The 15668-nt window shown below is 71.6% G+C and carries 12 protein-coding genes; 6 read left to right on the top strand and 6 right to left on the bottom strand.

What is annotated here, in order from left to right; translation table 11 throughout:
* Positions 1 to 372: 372 nt before the first annotated feature.
* Positions 373 to 1392, top strand: coding sequence for a tryptophan--tRNA ligase (gene trpS, locus ACFXB5_RS46545; protein WP_385220202.1), 1020 nt, complete (start codon positions 373 to 375; stop codon positions 1390 to 1392).
* Positions 1393 to 1408: 16 nt separating this feature from the next.
* Here trpS and proC read toward each other — a convergent pair whose 3' ends face one another.
* Positions 1409 to 2218: a pyrroline-5-carboxylate reductase gene (gene proC, locus ACFXB5_RS46540; RefSeq protein WP_201857140.1), complete on the bottom strand. Its 810-nt coding sequence runs from the start codon at positions 2216 to 2218 to the stop codon at positions 1409 to 1411.
* A 310-nt stretch (positions 2219 to 2528) separates the two neighbouring features.
* Here proC and ACFXB5_RS46535 point away from each other — a divergent pair, with 310 nt between their 5' ends.
* A complete protein-coding gene (locus ACFXB5_RS46535; RefSeq protein ID WP_385220198.1) occupies positions 2529 to 2915 on the top strand; it encodes a hypothetical protein in 387 nt (128 codons plus the stop codon).
* A gap of 178 nt (positions 2916 to 3093) precedes the next feature.
* Complete coding sequence (locus ACFXB5_RS46530; RefSeq protein ID WP_385220195.1) at positions 3094 to 4665, top strand: SulP family inorganic anion transporter; 1572 nt, start codon at positions 3094 to 3096, stop codon at positions 4663 to 4665.
* Between the two features lie 118 nt (positions 4666 to 4783).
* Here ACFXB5_RS46530 and ACFXB5_RS46525 read toward each other — a convergent pair whose 3' ends face one another.
* Positions 4784 to 5116, bottom strand: a complete 333-nt coding sequence (locus tag ACFXB5_RS46525) for an SH3 domain-containing protein (protein ID WP_385220194.1) — start codon at positions 5114 to 5116, stop codon at positions 4784 to 4786.
* A gap of 146 nt (positions 5117 to 5262) precedes the next feature.
* On the opposite strand from ACFXB5_RS46525, the gene ACFXB5_RS46520 reads away from it, so the two are divergent.
* The gene (locus ACFXB5_RS46520; RefSeq protein ID WP_385220191.1) at positions 5263 to 7605 is read left to right on the top strand and encodes a PQQ-binding-like beta-propeller repeat protein; all 2343 of its coding nucleotides are present in this window, start codon (positions 5263 to 5265) and stop codon (positions 7603 to 7605) included.
* Positions 7606 to 7680: 75 nt separating this feature from the next.
* Positions 7681 to 9900: a PQQ-binding-like beta-propeller repeat protein gene (locus ACFXB5_RS46515; RefSeq protein ID WP_385220188.1), complete on the top strand. Its 2220-nt coding sequence runs from the start codon at positions 7681 to 7683 to the stop codon at positions 9898 to 9900.
* A gap of 87 nt (positions 9901 to 9987) precedes the next feature.
* Here the strand turns inward: ACFXB5_RS46515 and ilvD are convergent, their stop codons facing one another.
* From ilvD to ACFXB5_RS46495, 4 genes are all read right to left on the bottom strand, one after another.
* Positions 9988 to 11838, bottom strand: coding sequence for a dihydroxy-acid dehydratase (gene ilvD, locus ACFXB5_RS46510; RefSeq protein ID WP_385220185.1), 1851 nt, complete (start codon positions 11836 to 11838; stop codon positions 9988 to 9990).
* Positions 11839 to 12036: 198 nt separating this feature from the next.
* Positions 12037 to 12666 (bottom strand): TetR/AcrR family transcriptional regulator, encoded by a 630-nt coding sequence (locus tag ACFXB5_RS46505; protein ID WP_201857133.1) that lies wholly within the window; start codon positions 12664 to 12666, stop codon positions 12037 to 12039.
* Positions 12663 to 13508 (bottom strand): sugar phosphate isomerase/epimerase family protein, encoded by an 846-nt coding sequence (locus ACFXB5_RS46500; protein ID WP_385220181.1) that lies wholly within the window; start codon positions 13506 to 13508, stop codon positions 12663 to 12665. Before ACFXB5_RS46500 ends, ACFXB5_RS46505 begins: the two co-directional genes overlap by 4 nt.
* 96 nt (positions 13509 to 13604) lie before the next feature.
* Positions 13605 to 14534: a Ppx/GppA family phosphatase gene (locus ACFXB5_RS46495; RefSeq protein WP_385220178.1), complete on the bottom strand. Its 930-nt coding sequence runs from the start codon at positions 14532 to 14534 to the stop codon at positions 13605 to 13607.
* A 128-nt stretch (positions 14535 to 14662) separates the two neighbouring features.
* On the opposite strand from ACFXB5_RS46495, the gene ACFXB5_RS46490 reads away from it, so the two are divergent.
* Complete coding sequence (locus ACFXB5_RS46490; RefSeq protein WP_385220175.1) at positions 14663 to 15526, top strand: hypothetical protein; 864 nt, start codon at positions 14663 to 14665, stop codon at positions 15524 to 15526.
* Positions 15527 to 15668 lie beyond the last annotated feature (142 nt).

Here is a 15668-nt window from a genome sequence, read left to right as displayed (position 1 = left end):
CATAATCGAGTTCCCCGGTCCGAATTCCGGCATGCCGAAATCCATCCCGATGAGGGGCCGTGCAGTAGTGGTTTGCCGCCGGTGCGGCTCAAGTGGTTGTCGCGTTTCCCCGCAGGGCTCCGTGGCAACTCGGTGAACACTACACGACGCCCCGAGGACCACCAAACCCATGGCCGGACCCCCCGTCAGGGCGTACTGTCCATGGCATGACGAGCGCATGTGTTCACCCACGGTGGTGGGCCGCCTGACGGCGGCCGCCCCTATCCACATGCGCAACCACGGCCGCCGCTCCGGCGGCCGTTCGCGTTTCTCCCTCCCGCGAATCCCGGCCGACCGGGTCGGCGGTCCCGACACAGCGGGAGACGCGGAGAGATGACAGGGACGAAGACGGCACGGCGCCGGATCTTCAGTGGGATCAAACCGAGCGGGCATCTGACCCTCGGGAACTACCTCGGGGCCGTGCGCCGGTGGGTTCAGGAGGACCAGCACCGTGCCGACGCGCTGTTCTGCGTCGTCGATCTGCACGCGCTCACCGTGGAGCACGATCCGGCGCGGGTACGGCGGCTCACCCGGCAGGCCGCCACGCTGCTGCTCGCCTCGGGGCTCGACCCCGAGCGCTGCACGCTGTTCGTGCAGAGTCATGTGGATGAGCACGCGCGGCTGTCCTATCTCATGGAGTGCACGGCCACCGACGGTGAGATGCGGCGGATGATCCAGTACAAGGAGAAGGCCGCGCGGGAGCAGGCGAGAGGGGGGAGCGTACGGCTGTCGCTGCTCACCTATCCGGCGCTGATGGCCGCCGACATCCTCGGCTACGGAACGCATGAGGTGCCGGTCGGCGAGGACCAGACGCAGCATGTGGAGCTGGCCCGGGATCTGGCGCAGCGGTTCAATCAGCGATACGGACCGGTCTTCACCGTGCCCCGGGCCACCAGTCCGCGGGTCTCGGCGCGGGTGATGGATCTGCAGGACCCGACCTCGAAGATGGGGAAGTCGCACGCGGAGACGGCGGGCATCGTCTATCTGCTCGACGAGCCGGATGTGGTGCGGAGGAAGGTCATGCGTGCGGTCACGGACAGCGGCACCGAGGTGCGATACGACCGGACGGAGCAGCCGGGGGTGGCCAATCTGCTGGATGTGCTGGCCTCGTGCACCGATGGCAAGCCGGAGGTGCTGGCCGAGGAGTTCAGCTCGTACGGGGCGCTGAAGGGTGCCACGGCGGAGGCGGTGCTGGAGGTGCTGCGTCCGCTTCAGGCCCGGCACGCCGAGCTGTGCGCCGACCCGTCGTATGTGGACGGGGTGCTGCGGGCCGGGGCCGAGCGGGCGCGTGGGCTGGCCCGGCCCCGGGTGGACGAGGCGTATGCGGCGGTCGGGCTGCTGCCGCCCGCCTGAGCGAAGCGGCTCTCCGTCAGCTGTTGCCGGAGGCGAGCTCGCGGCTGCGGTCGCGGGCCGCCTCCAGCGCGGCGATCAGCGCGGCGCGCACCCCGTGGCTCTCCAGTTCGCGGATGGCGTTGATGGTGGTGCCCGCCGGGGAGGTCACGGCCTCGCGCAGCTTGACCGGGTGCTGATCGCTGTCGCGCAGCATCACGGCCGCGCCGATGGCCGCCTGGACGATCAGGTCATGGGCCTTGTCGCGGGGCAGGCCGAGCAGGATGCCCGCGTCGGTCATCGCCTCGACGAGGAAGTAGAAGTAGGCCGGACCGGAGCCGGAGAGCGCGGTCGCGGCGTCCTGCTGGGACTCGGGGACGCGCAGCGTCTTGCCGACGCCGCCGAAGATCGCCTCGGTGTGGGCGAGGTGCTCCTCGGTGGCGTGGCTGCCCGCCGAGATGACGGACATGGCCTCGTCGACCAGCGCCGGGGTGTTGGTCATGACCCGGACGACCGGGGTGCCGGCGGCCAGGCGCGCCTCGAAGAAGGAGGTGGGGATGCCGGCGGCGCCGGAGACGACCAGCCGGTCGGCGGGGACGTGCGGGGCGAGCTCATCGAGCAGGGCGCCCATGTCCTGCGGTTTGACGGTGAGGATGAGGGTCTCGGCGGCCTTGGCGGCCTCGGCGTTGGAGACGGCTTCGACGCCGTAGCGCGAGCGGAGCTCCTCGGCACGCTCGGGGCGGCGGGCCGTGACCAGCAGATCGGATGGCGACCAGCCGCCTCGGATCATTCCGCTGAGAAGGGCTTCGCCGATCTTTCCCGTGCCGAGCACGGCGACCTTCTCCGTCATGGTGCGGCTCTCCTCATGCCTGTGCGGCTTGTGCGTGTGCTGCGTAGGTTGTTCTCCGCCATCCTCGCACGGGTGGCGCATTCCCCCTGGCTCTTATGAATTTCTTATTCATTGTTCGATGAATTAATTTTTACACGCCGCCCGGCGTGACGGCCAGGCCGCTTTGCGCCCGCGCCAACCAGGGCGCCCGGAACGAAACAGTCCTGTTCGATGACTCCAAGTTCACAAGTCGGTTACATATCGACTTGCAAATGGTCACAGTCTCATGGACACAATAGGGCTCGGTGTCTATACGTACGGGAAGGGGGCGATGGTGAGGACGTTCCGGCATACCGCTCACGCGCTGGTAACGGCGGTTGCCGTGTTGCTTGCCCTCTTCATCGCGGCCGATTGCGCGTCCGCGCAGGTCATCCATCCCGAAACGGTCAGCGCCACCGCATCAGCCGATCCGCGGCCGACCACCGAATCATTGGTATCCGCGCACGGCGACCACGGAACTGAAGATTGCAAGGGGCTCCGCGGAAGGGCCCCGCTCACCGCTCCCACGCCGAGCGGCAAATACGGATGTGTGTGCGGTTGCGATGCCGGTGTTCCGGTGCCGCGTACCGCCATTTCCACCTCGGTCACCGGACGGCAAGCCGTTCCGGTGTCGAGATCGGGCGAACTGCCCGTCATCCTCCAGATCTTCCGCTGCTGAGAGCTACACCGCTGTGGCCCGGCGGTCCGTCTCTCGCACATCTCAACGCTTTTCACGCGTCTCGCAGCAAGCGATCTCAACCGCCAGCGACCGATTCCATCGATCCCACTGACGTAGCGCTATGCCGTGCCCCCGCCTGCCCATGAGCCGGTGACGGGGCGCACTGGAGGCAACCCTCATGCGAAATCTCCTTGACCGTTTCCGTGGTGCCGGAGGCACCTCAGGCTCATCCGGCGCCGGAACCTTCCGCGCCGACTTCACCGCTTCTCTCGTCGTCTTCCTGGTGGCCGTCCCCCTGTGCGTGGGGGTGGCGGTCGCCTCCGGGGTGCCGGCCGAGCTCGGCCTGATCACCGGCATCGTCGGCGGGCTGGTCACCGGCTTTCTGCCGGGCAGCAGCCTGCAGGTGTCCGGCCCGGCCGCCGGTCTGACCGTGCTGGTCTACGAGGCCGTGGAGCGATACGGCGTCGCCGCGCTCGGTGTCCTCGTCCTCATCTCCGGACTGCTCCAGCTGGCCATGGGCGCGCTCGGCCTCGGCCGCTGGTTCCGGGCGATCTCCGTCGCCGTGGTGCAGGGCATGCTCGCGGGCATCGGCCTGGTGCTGATCGCCGGACAGCTGTACGCGCTCGCCGACGCCAAGGCCCCGAGCAGCGGGCTCGACAAGATCTTCAGCATTCCGGGGCTCATCGGGGATGTGGCCGGTTCCGCGGACGCCCTGAAGGCGGTCGCCGTGGGCGCCGGGACGATCGCCGTCCTGGTGCTGTGGCCGCGCTTCCGCCAGGGCGCCAAGGTGCTGCCCGCGCCGCTGGCGGCCGTCGCGCTCGCCACGGCCGCGACCGCGATCTTCGACCTGCCGATCGCGCGGGTCGAGGTCAAGGGTCTGCTGGACGCCATTCAGCCGCCCGGCGGCGGTGAGTTCCAGGCCCTCGCCGAGGTGGGCGTCATCGGCACCGTGCTCGCGTTCACGCTGATCGCCTCCGCCGAGAGCCTGTTCAGCGCCGCGGCCGTGGACCGGCTGCACGACGGTCCGCGCACCGACTACAACAAGGAGCTGATGGCGCAGGGCGCGGGCAACACGGTGTGCGGTCTGCTCGGCGCACTGCCGATGACCGCGGTGATCGTACGGAGCGCGGCCAATGTGCAGGCCGGTGCGAAGACGAAGGCGTCGCGGGTGCTGCACGGTGTGTGGCTGCTGGTCTTCGCGGTGCTCTTCCCCTCGGCGCTGGGCATCATCCCGGTGGCCACGCTCGCCGGTGTGCTGGTGTACTCCGGCTGGAAGCTGATCCCGACCAAGGATCTGGTGCCGCTGTGGAAGACCCACCGGGGTGAGGCGATCATCCTGATCGTCACCGCCGGCGCGATCGTGATCACCAATATGTTCGAGGGCGTGATCATCGGTCTGCTGATGGCCGTGGCCAAGACCGCCTGGGAGACCTCGCATGTGCATGTCGAGGTCACCGGGCGCGAGGACGGCGACGGCTCCGACTCCGGCTCCGGCACCGGCTCCGGCACCGGCTCCGGCTCCGGCGACAAGCCCCTGCACGTCCGGGTGCGCGGCAACGCGACCTTCCTGCGGCTGCCCAAGCTGCTGGACGAGCTGGAGGGGCTGCCCCACGAGCGCGAGGTGGAGCTCGACCTGACCGGGCTGCGCCATGTGGACCACGCCTGTGAGATGGCGCTGGCCACCTGGACCGAGCGGCACAACGCGGTGGTCAAGCGGGGCGCCGCCCTGGAGGAGCGGATCCCGGCGTAACGGCACCCGGGTAACCCGTACATAGCCCGTATATAGGGGAGGCCCCCTTCCGTCGCCCGGCCCCCGGCGCCGCACTCGCGGTGCCGGGGGCCGACCGCGCTCCGGCCCTGGCCGCGGGTCAGCCGCAGGGCACGGTGACGAAGCCGTCGCTGCCGGTCTTCACATACGCGTCGGAGACGTACTGCCCCGGGGCGATGTTGTCCCAGATGTCCGAGGTGCCGTACGGCCCCGAGACCTTCTGGCCGTGCCGCTGGCAGCGGATGGGGACCCGGCTGTTGTACGGCAGCACCTTCACCAGCCGGTGGTTGGTGCCGGGACCGCTGCGGACGTTCAGCTGGTAGCCGGGCGCGACCGGATAGGTAATCGCTCCGGCGGTGGTTTCCACCGTGTCCGCGACGGTGTCCGTGGTGTCGGTGGTGGCTGCGATTTCCGCGGTCTCTTCGATGGCCATGGTGGCCCCTCCCCCGTTGAACTTCTTTCCGAAGTTGTGCACATGTCGTGTGAAGTGACACGACATGCGGAGGTTAACAAGGCTCGCACGTGTCATCGACTAGGCTCGCCGAGTCGCGAATGCGGCCGAATTCACGGGGGTGGGGCATGCCGCCGGTGCACAGAGCCGGGACGGGCCCGGAAGCGGAGGATCCGGAGTACGCCGGGCAGTACCAGCTTGAGGCGCGCCTCGGATCCGGTGGCATGGGCGTGGTCCATCTGGCCCGCTCGCACTCGGGGCGGCGGCTCGCGGTGAAGGTCGTCCATGCCGGGTTGGCCGAAGACCCCGAGTTCCGGGCGCGGTTCCGGCAGGAGGTTGCGGCCGCCCGGCGGGTCAGCGGCGCGTTCACGGCGCCCGTGGTGGATGCCGACCCGGAGGGGCCGAGGCCCTGGATGGCCACCCTCTACATCCCCGGCCCGACGCTCGCCGAACACGTCAAGCGGAGCGGTCCGTTGGCGCCGGACGAGATGGTGCGACTGGCGGCGGGGCTCGCCGAGGCGCTGCGGGACATCCATCGGGCGGGCGTGGTGCACCGCGATCTCAAGCCGAGCAATGTGCTGCTCGCGGCGGACGGCCCGAAGGTCATCGACTTCGGCATCTCCCGGCCGTCCGACAGCGAACTGCGCACCGAGACGGGGAAGTTGATCGGCACCCCGCCGTTCATGGCGCCGGAGCAGTTCCAGCGACCGCGGGCGGTGGGACCGGCGGCGGATGTGTTCGCGCTGGGGTCGGTGCTGGTGCACGCGGCCACCGGGCGGGGGCCGTTCGAGTCCGAGAGCCCGTACATCGTGGCGTACCAGGTGGTGCACGACGAGGCGGATCTGGCGGGGGTGCCGGATGAGCTGCTGCCGCTGATCCAGCGGTGTCTGGCCAAGAACCCCGAGGACCGCCCCACACCCGACGCCCTGATGACGGTGTTGCGCGCGGTCGGCGGACCCCAGTCGCCGGTGCCGCGCGGACCCGTTCCGCTGGTGCCGCAGCAGCGGACACCGGAGCCGCACTCGCTGCCGGGCGGACGCTGGGGGCAGGACGACGGCGCCACGGATACGCAGGTGAAGGCGGCCCTTGCCGCCCCTGCCGAAACGGCGGCCCCCGATACGGCGGGTCCCGGTCCTGTGGATCCCGATACGGCGGATCCCGATACGCATGTGAAGGCGGCTCCCGAGCCGGAACCGGCCGCGGACCGGCCCGAGTCGGGGCCGGACCAGCCCGTGGCGCGGCGCCGGGGGATCCGGCGGTGGGCCTTCTCCGGGCTCGCGGCTGTCGTACTGCTCGGCGCGGGCACCGTCGTCGCACTGCGCCCCTTCGACGGCACGGGCTCCTCCGGCGGCGGCCGCCCGCGGATCAGCGCGGCGACCGCGGAGGCGTGGCGCCCCTGGACGACCGGGCTGGACGCCGGAAAGGCCGTGGGCTCGGGGGCGCGGCCCGCGTTCTGCTCGTACGGAGCGGGCGCGCTGTACTGCGCCCGGCACGGTATCGAGACCGCCCGGGTCGATCCGGACGACGGCCGCGTGGTCTGGTCGCGGCCGTCCGCGGCGGCGCGCCCCGGCGACGGCGCGACGATCTCCGCCCCCGTGGTCGCGGGCGGTCTGGTGCGGACGGTGTCCCCGGACGGCGGGCGGCTGCGGGCGCTCGATCCCACGACCCATCGCGTCCGCTGGAGCCGCGATCTGTCCCGCTACCAGGGCGGGGTCTACTCCTCGGGCGACTCCGTGCTGCTGGTCACGCCGGACGGCATGGTCACGTCGGTGAACGGGGCGACGAACAAGGAGCGTTGGAGCCACCGGCTGCCCGGCCACGCCCGGCCCGCCTTCTTCTCGTACGGCGACGGCCGTACCGCGTACGCCGTGACCACCGCGGGCGACGGCTCGCACACGCTGGTCACGGCGGTGGACACGGTGCGCGGTACGACGCGCTGGCACGCCTCGCTCAGCGGCAACCTCACCCCGGCCGGAAGCGGCCCCGATGGCGTACTGCTGCTGACCGAGACGGACACTCAGACCAGCACCACCGCCGTGGTCCGCTACGACCCGGAGCGGCGCGCGGCGCGGCGGGTCGCGCTGTCCGCGCCGGTGTCCGCGATCAGCGTCGTCACCAGCGGCGATCGGGTGTATGTACTGGGCGCGGACGGCGGGTTGGTGGCCTTCGACACCGCGCGCGAGGGCTCGGCGCGGGCGCGGCTCTGGCGCCTGGAGACCTCGGTCTCCAACGCCTCGCCGCTGGTGGCGGTGGACGGCAGGCTGTACTTCTCGGCGGCGGACGGCCGGCTGCTGGCCGTGGGCGCCCAGCGGGGCGAGGTGATCGGCGAGACCCGCTCGCGCGGGGGCGCGGCCGGTCAGGGCTTCCTGGATCTGATGCCCGCGCCGGTGGTGGCGGACGGCAAGGTGTTCGCGACGGCCCCGGACGGCACGCTCTTCGCCGTGGACGGGCGGAATCCGGCCGGTTGGTGAGCGGCGCCACGGGCCCCCGGCGCGAGCCGGGCCTAGAGTGACCGCCGGATCGTGGGTCGGTGGGAGAAGACAGGAATGGCACTGCGCGCCGGGGACCCGGAGTCCATCGGAGGCTACGCACTCGAGCGACGGCTCGGCCGTGGCGGGATGGGCACGGTGTATCTGGCCCGGTCACCGTCGGGGCGGCGGCTGGCGCTGAAGGTGGTGCATCAGCAGTTCGCCGACGACGACGAGTTCCGGGTGCGGTTCCGCCAGGAGGTCGCGGCCGCCCGGCGGGTCAGCGGCGCGTTCACCGCGGCCGTCGTGGACGCGGACCCCGATGCCGTGCTGCCGTGGATGGCGACCTCGTACGTCCCCGGCCGGACCCTCGCCGAGCAGGTCGCGGCGGACGGTCCGCTGCGCGGCGCCGAGTTGCGGCGGCTGGCGATCGGGCTGGTGGAGGCGCTACGGGACGTCCATCGGGCGGGGGTGGTGCACCGGGATCTGAAACCGGCCAACATCGTGCTGTCCGACGAGGGCCCCCGCGTCATCGACTTCGGCATCTCCCGGGCGGCCGACCACCAGACGCTGACCATGACGGGCCGGGTCATGGGCACGCCCCCGTTCATGTCGCCGGAGCAGCTGCGCGATCCGCGCGAGGTCGGGCCGGAGTCCGATGTGTTCTCGCTGGCGACGGTGCTGGTGTACGCGGCGACCGGGCAGAGCCCGTTCGCCGCGGACAGCCCGTATATGACCGCCTATCACGTGGTGTACGAGCCCCCGGCGCTGGACGCGGTGACCGGGCCGCTGCGTGACGCGGTCGCGGGCTGCCTGAGCAAGGACCCGCCCGCGCGCCCCGGGCTGGACGAGCTGCTGGAGCGGCTGCGGACGCTGCCCGAGGACGACGGTGACGACGCTTCCAAGGACGGTAAGGGCGGTGATGACGACCGTAAGGACGTCACGGACGCGGACGGCGGCACCGGCGAGGACGACGATGGCGACGAGGGCGACGCCGCCGTGCCGACCGAAGTCGGCCGTGCGCCGGGCAGCGCCTATCTGACGCGCCGCCCCCTGGTGATCGCCGCCACGGCCGCGGGCCTGGTCGCCGCCGTCGTGGGGACGATCGTCTTCCTGCGGGCCGGGTCCGGGCCCGAGGGCGAGCCGGACGCCCGCCCCACCGCCCGCTCATCGGCGAACGGCTCGCTCCCGTCCGGCTGGCGCCCCTGGCAGCGCACCCTCGCCGGACCCGGCACCGACATCGTGACCAGCGCCGATGGCGCTCCGCGCTCGGTCAGCGAGCTGACCGGCCGCCGCTGTCTGCCCTCGGGCACGGATCTGTACTGCGGTGGTTCCGGGATCGCCCTGACCCGGCTGGACGTCCGGGGGCGGGTGGCCTGGCACCGGTCGGCCAAGCCGAGCGAGCTGATCGGAGTGGCCGACGGTCTCGTGCTGGGCACCGTGGAGAAGTCGGACGGCACGGCCCGGCTGGAGGGCTACCGCACCAGCGACGGTGAGCGGGTCTGGCGGACCGACATCGGCAGCGCGTCCCAGGGGGCGGTGTTCCGGCGCGGGGACCACCCGGCCGTGCTCACCCAGAGCTGGGACGAGGAGACGTTCCAGGCGGTGGACGTGCGCACCGGCCGCACGCTCTGGTCGCGCCGGGTCGGCCGCGGGCTGAGCTGCGGCCCGAATGTGGTGGCCGGACGTCCCCTCGCGGACTGCGGACCGCTGGAGGACCGGGGCGACCCGGCCGTTCCGAGCGGGCTCTACACCCTCTCCCCCACCACGGGAGAGCCCCGGCGGATCGGCACCCTCTCCGTGGGCTCCTTCCTCGCCGAGCGCTCGGGCGAGCTCCTCTATCTGGAGCAGCGCGAGCAAGACGCCGATGACTACACCGATCTGCTGTTCCTCGGCGCGGACGGGGGACGGCAGCGCCGGGTGAAGCTGCCCGAGGGGCTCTCCGCCCGGCAGATCACGCCCACCCTGGTCGGCGACACGCTGTACTTCGTCCGGCAGAACGGCGAGGTCACCGCCGTCACCACGACCGGAAAGCGGCTGTGGAGCAAGGCGACACAGGTGGAGTGGCTGGGCCCGCCCGTGGTGTCCGGGCGCCGGAACGCCCTGTATCTGGCCACCGCCGCGGGCCGGGTGGTCGCGCTGGACCGCCGGGACGGCCGGGTGCTGTGGCGGACCAAGGCGCGGACGGACCCCGGTGGCATCCCCGCCGAGCTGACGCTGAGCGGGGACGCCCTCACCACGGTCTACGGATACGACACCCTGGAGGCGTCCGGAATGGATGTCGGCCGGGGCGGCTGACGCCGCGCGAGGTCAGCCGGGGCGGCTACCGAGGCGGGACGTCGGTTGGGGCGGGACGTCGGCCGAGGCGGCTGAGGTGGCGGGATGTCAGCCCAGCTGGCTGATGTCGCGGACCGCACCCTTGTCCGCGCTGGTGGCCATCGCCGCGTAGGCGCGCAGCGCGGTGGACACCTTGCGCTCGCGGTTCTTCGGGGCGTAGACGCCGCCGAGCTCCTCGCGGCGGGCCGCCAACTCCTCCTCGCTCACCAGGAGTTCGATGGAGCGGGCGGGGATGTCGATGCGGATCCGGTCGCCGTCCCGGACCAGGGCGATGGTGCCGCCGGACGCCGCCTCCGGCGAGGCGTGGCCGATGGAGAGGCCCGACGTGCCGCCGGAGAAGCGGCCGTCGGTGACCAGCGCGCATGTCTTGCCCAGGCCCCGGCCCTTGAGGAAGGAGGTCGGGTAGAGCATCTCCTGCATTCCGGGGCCGCCCTTGGGGCCCTCGTAGCGGATGACGACCACGTCGCCCTCCTTGACCTGCTTGCCCAGGATCCGCTCGACGGCCTCCTCCTGGGATTCGCAGACCACGGCCGGGCCCTCGAAGGTCCAGATGGACTCGTCCACGCCCGCGGTCTTCACCACACAGCCGTCGACGGCCAGATTGCCCTTGAGGACGGCGAGCCCGCCGTCCTTGGAGTAGGCGTGCTCCATGTCGCGGATGCAGCCGCCGGCGGCGTCCGTGTCCAGGGTGTCCCAGCGCTCGGACTGCGAGAAGGCGGTGGCGGAGCGCTTGCAGCCGGGGGCCGCGTGCCACAGCTCGATGGCCTCGGCGGACGGCGAACCGCCGCGCACGTCCCAGGTCTTGAGCCAGTCGGCGAGCGAGGAGCTGTGCACGGAGTGGACGTCCTCGTTCAGCAGTCCGCCGCGGAACAGCTCGCCGAGGATCGCCGGGATGCCGCCCGCGCGGTGCACGTCCTCCATGTAGTACGTGCCGCCGGGGGCGACGTTCGGGGCGACCTTGGCGAGGCACGGCACCCGGCGGGAGACCTCGTTGATGTCATTGAGGTCGTAGTCGAGACCGGCCTCCTGGGCGGCGGCCAGCAGGTGGAGGATCGTGTTGGTCGAGCCGCCCATGGCGATGTCGAGCGCCATGGCGTTCTCGAAGGCGGCGCGGGACCCGATGGCGCGCGGCAGAACCGTCTCGTCGTCCTGCTCGTAGTGGCGCTTGGTGATCTCCACGACCGTACGGCCGGCGGTCTCGTAGAGCGCCTTGCGGGCGGTGTGGGTGGCCAGCACCGAACCGTTGCCCGGCAGGGAGAGGCCCATCGCCTCGGTCAGGCAGTTCATCGAGTTGGCGGTGAACATGCCGGAACAGGAGCCACAGGTCGGGCAGGCGTTGTTCTCGATGCGGAGGATGTCCTCGTCCGAGACGTTCTCGTTGACCGCGTCCGAGATCGCGTTGATCAGGTCCAGCTTGCGGACGGTGCCGTCGACGAGCGTGGCCCGGCCCGCCTCCATGGGGCCGCCGGAGACGAAGACGGTCGGGATGTTGAGCCGCATCGCGGCCATCAGCATCCCGGGGGTGATCTTGTCGCAGTTGGAGATGCAGATCAGCGCGTCGGCGCAGTGCGCCTCGACCATGTACTCCACGGAGTCGGCGATCAGGTCGCGGGAGGGGAGGCTGTAGAGCATCCCGCCGTGGCCCATGGCGATGCCGTCGTCCACGGCGATGGTGTTGAACTCGCGCGGAATGCCGCCCGCCGCGTGGATTGCCTCGCTGACGATCCGGCCCACCGGCTGGAGGTGGGTGTGGCCGGGCACGAACTCGGTGAAGCTGTTGGCGACGGCGACGATCGGCTTGCCGAAGTCCTCGCGCGCTACGCCGGAAGCCTGCATAAGGGCGCGGGCGCCCGCCATGTTGCGGCCATGGGTGACGGTGCGAGACCTCAGCTCGGGCACGGTGCTCGGCTCCCTCGTGATACGTGCGTCCTGCGGATCGGATCGGAGTCTTCTGAGCCTACGCCTGTGTCCATGGATCCGGATGGTCCGTCCGGATCCAGAGACGGACGGGTCACTGAGCGGAACGGACCGATCAGCGCTCGGTCAGCGATCGGCCCGTTCACGCCCGGACGATCGGGATTTCGATCGGGATTTCGATCAGCTTTCGGTCAGATAGCGCTGGAGGGTCGGCCCCACCATGGCCACGATGTCGTCCGTCTCCGCCGAGGCCATCGGCTCCATCCGGATCACATACCGCAGCATCGCGATCCCGATCAGATGCCCGGCCGCGAGCTGGGCCCGGAACTCGGGGTTCGGCACATCCAGCTCACCCGCCACCCGCACCAGCACCCGGCGCTCGATCATGCCGCGCAGCACCGTGGCGGCGGTCTCGTTGGTCAGCGCCGAGCGCATCACGGCGAGCAGCGGCAGCCTGCTGACCGGGTTCTCCCAGATGCCGAACATATAGCGGGCCATCCGCTCGCCCGCGCCCTCCCGGCTTCCGTGCACCGCGTCCGGGACGCCCATGGCGGGGGCGAAGATCAGCTCGATGGCCGCCTCGAAGACCTGCTCCTTGGTGCCGAAGTAGTGGTGGACCAGCGCCGGGTCCACCTCCGCGGCCTTGGCGATGCCACGGATCGAGGTCTTGTCGTAGCCGCGCTCGGCGAACTCGTTGCGCGCCGCGATCAGGATCCGGTCGCGGGCGGCGGGGCCGTCGGAGGCGCTCGTACGGGCCGGGCGGCCGCGCTTGCGCGGGGGTGTGGCGGACCCGGATGCGGCGGCGGTCATGAACCGGGCACCGCCCTGCGCCGCCGGGTGGTCGAGGTCGGCGAGGCGAGGTGCAGCCGGGTGAAGGCCAGGGCCTCCGCCAGATCGGCCTCGCGCTCGGTCGTCGACATGGCACGCCGGGTGTTGACCTCGACGACCACATTGCCGTCGAAACCGCCGACCGCGAGCCGTTCCAGCAGCTCGGCGCAGGGCTGGGTGCCGCGCCCCGGCACCAGGTGCTCGTCCTTGTTGGAGCCCTGGCCGTCGGCGAGGTGGAGATGGGCCAGCCGGTCGCCCATGCGGTCCACCATCTCCAGCGCGTCCGTACGGGCGGTGGAGGTGTGCGACAGATCGATCGTGAAGTGGCGGTAGTCGTCCTGGGTGACGTCCCAGCCCGGGGCGTACGCCAGCATCTCGCGGTCGCGATAGCGCCACGGGTACATGTTCTCGACCGCGAACCGCACATCGGTCTCGTCCGCCATCCGCCAGATTCCGCGGACGAACTCACGGGCGTACGCCCGCTGCCATCGGAACGGCGGGTGGACCACGACGGTGGACGCGTCGAGCTTCTCGGCGGCCGCCCTCGCCCGCTGCAGCTTCACCCACGGGTCGGTCGACCAGACCCGCTGGGTGATCAGCAGACAGGGGGCGTGCACGGCGAGGATCGGCACCTGGTGGTAGTCCGAGAGCCGACGCAGCGCCTCGATGTCCTGGCTGACCGGATCGGTCCACACCATGACCTCGACGCCGTCGTAGCCCAGGCGTGCCGCGATCTCGAAGGCCGTCGCCGTCGACTCCGGATAGACCGAGGCTGTGGACAGCGCGACCTTCGCATCCGGGATGCGCACCACTGGCTCTGTCACGAGGGACAGCGTACGGCGGCTGCTCTCCGCAACCGAACCGCGGCGGCCTTCGCGGCTGAACGGCCGCCGCTTTCCGGCCCCGGTCACGCTCCGTGGTCAGGTGGGCAGATGGTCCAGGCGGCGGAGGATCACGCCCTCGCGCAGCGCCCACGGGCAGATCTCCAGCTGGTCCACGCCGAACAGGTCCATCGCGGCCTCCGCCACCAGCGCCCCGGCCGTGAGCTGTCCGGCCCGGCCCTCGGAGACCCCGGGCAGCTCGGCCCGCTCCTGGGTGGGCATGGTGGCCAGCTTCGGCACCCACTCCTCCAGCGCCCGGCGGGTGAGCCGGCGCTCCACGTAGAGCCCCTCGGCGGAGCGCGCGGCGCCGGTGATCCTGGCCAGCTGCTTGAAGGTCTTGGACGTGGCCACCACATGGTCCGGCGCCCCATGACGGCTGAAATCGCCGACGCTCCGGGCGATCTCGGCCCGCACATGGCGCCGCAGGGCCCGTACGTCCGCCGGGTCGGGCGGATCGCCGGGCAGCCAGGACCCGGTCAGCCGGCCGGCCCCCAGCGGCAGCGAGACCGCCGCGTCGGGCTCCTCGTCCATGCCGTACGCGATCTCCAGCGAACCGCCGCCGATGTCCAGGACCAGCAGCTTCCCCGCGGACCAGCCGAACCAGCGGCGGGCGGCCAGGAAGGTGAGCCGCGCCTCGTCCGCGCCGCTGAGCACCTGGAGCCGCACGCCGGTCTCCTCGGCGACCCGGGCCAGGACCTCATCGGCGTTGGACGCCTCGCGGACGGCGGAGGTCGCGAACGGCAGGACGTCCTCGACGCCCTTGTCCTCGGCCGCCTCCAGCGCCTCCATGACCACCGCGATCAGGCGGTCGACGCCCTCGGGGCCAATGGCCCCGTGCCCGTCGAGGAGTTCGGCCAGCCGCAGCTCGGCCTTGTGCGAATGCGCGGGCAGCGGGCGCGCGCCGGGGTGGGCGTCCATCACGAGCAGATGAACCGTATTCGAACCCACGTCGAGGACACCGAGTCTCATAGCGTGAACGCTACTGCTCCCACCTCGGTGTCATGCACAGGTCCCCTACGATCTCGCGCAGAAGCCGCGCCGGGGACGCACGCGGTCCCCACCTCCGGCTTTTCACCGAAGGCGCCTACCCTTGCACCGTGGCAAAGACGAAAAAGGCGAAGCAGGACAAACGCCGGAAGGCCGCCCCGGAGTGGGCGGCCGAGGAGCCGATGCCGTCCGGGGCGGAGGGCGCCGAGAACGCCCCGAGCACCGAGGACGAGGTCGGCCTGGACTTCGCCCGCGCATGGGTCGAATTCCCCGATCCGGCCGACGACGAACAGCTCTTCCGATGCGATCTGACCTGGCTGACCTCCAAGTGGACCTGCATCTTCGGCCAGGGCTGCCAGGGCATCCAGGCGGGGCGGGCCGACGACGGCTGCTGCACGCTGGGCGCGCACTTCTCGGACGAGGACGACGAAGCGCGGGTCGGACGCCATATGGCCCGGCTGACCCCGGAGATCTGGCAGTTCCACGACGAGGGGCACGCCTCGGGGTGGGTGCAGGAGGACGACGACGGCGAGCGGCAGACCCGGCGCCACAAGGGCTCGTGCATCTTCCAGAACCGGCCGGGCTTCGCGGGCGGCGCGGGCTGCGCACTGCACATCCTGGCGCTGCGGGAGGGGCGCGAACCGCTGGAGACCAAGCCGGACGTGTGCTGGCAGCTGCCGGTGCGCCGGTCCTACGACTGGATCGACCGGCCGGACGACACCCGGGTACTGCGGATCACCATCGCCGAGTACGACCGGCGCGGCTGGGGGCCGGGCGGCCACGATCTGCACTGGTGGTGCACCTCGGCCACCTCGGCGCACGGGGCCGGGGAGCCGGTGTTCCGGTCGTACCGGCCGGAGCTCACGGAGCTGATGGGCAAGGCCGGGTACGACCGGCTGGTCGAGCTGTGCGAGCAGCGCTTGGCGTCGTCGCTGCCGCTGCTGGCACCGCATCCGGCGGACCCGGACGACTGACGAGGCCGTGCCGCCTCGGCGGGCTGCTCCCCTCCCGCCCCTTCCCCCACACGGGGGGCCCCCCACCCCCCCGGGGGCCCGGGGGGGGGCCCCAGTGCCGGGCCAGACGGGGGCCCCCCGCGGCACACACCAGTGGGGGGGC

This window comes from Streptomyces sp. NPDC059455 (genome assembly GCF_042750115.1).
In the GTDB taxonomy this organism is placed as follows: Bacteria; Actinomycetota; Actinomycetes; order Streptomycetales; family Streptomycetaceae; genus Streptomyces; species Streptomyces endocoffeicus.
This window is presented reverse-complemented; position numbering and strand designations above follow the sequence as displayed.

Excerpts from the sequence above, each read along its gene's own strand:
- trpS (WP_385220202.1), top strand. The coding sequence starts at position 373 with ATGACAGGGACGAAGACGGCACGGCGCCGGATCTTCAGTGGGATCAAA.
- proC (WP_201857140.1), bottom strand. The coding sequence starts at position 2,218 with ATGACGGAGAAGGTCGCCGTGCTCGGCACGGGAAAGATCGGCGAAGCC.
- ACFXB5_RS46535 (WP_385220198.1), top strand. The coding sequence starts at position 2,529 with ATGGTGAGGACGTTCCGGCATACCGCTCACGCGCTGGTAACGGCGGTT.
- ACFXB5_RS46530 (WP_385220195.1), top strand. The coding sequence starts at position 3,094 with ATGCGAAATCTCCTTGACCGTTTCCGTGGTGCCGGAGGCACCTCAGGC.
- ACFXB5_RS46525 (WP_385220194.1), bottom strand. The coding sequence starts at position 5,116 with ATGGCCATCGAAGAGACCGCGGAAATCGCAGCCACCACCGACACCACG.
- ACFXB5_RS46520 (WP_385220191.1), top strand. The coding sequence starts at position 5,263 with ATGCCGCCGGTGCACAGAGCCGGGACGGGCCCGGAAGCGGAGGATCCG.
- ACFXB5_RS46515 (WP_385220188.1), top strand. The coding sequence starts at position 7,681 with ATGGCACTGCGCGCCGGGGACCCGGAGTCCATCGGAGGCTACGCACTC.
- ACFXB5_RS46505 (WP_201857133.1), bottom strand. The coding sequence starts at position 12,666 with ATGACCGCCGCCGCATCCGGGTCCGCCACACCCCCGCGCAAGCGCGGC.
- ACFXB5_RS46495 (WP_385220178.1), bottom strand. The coding sequence starts at position 14,534 with ATGAGACTCGGTGTCCTCGACGTGGGTTCGAATACGGTTCATCTGCTC.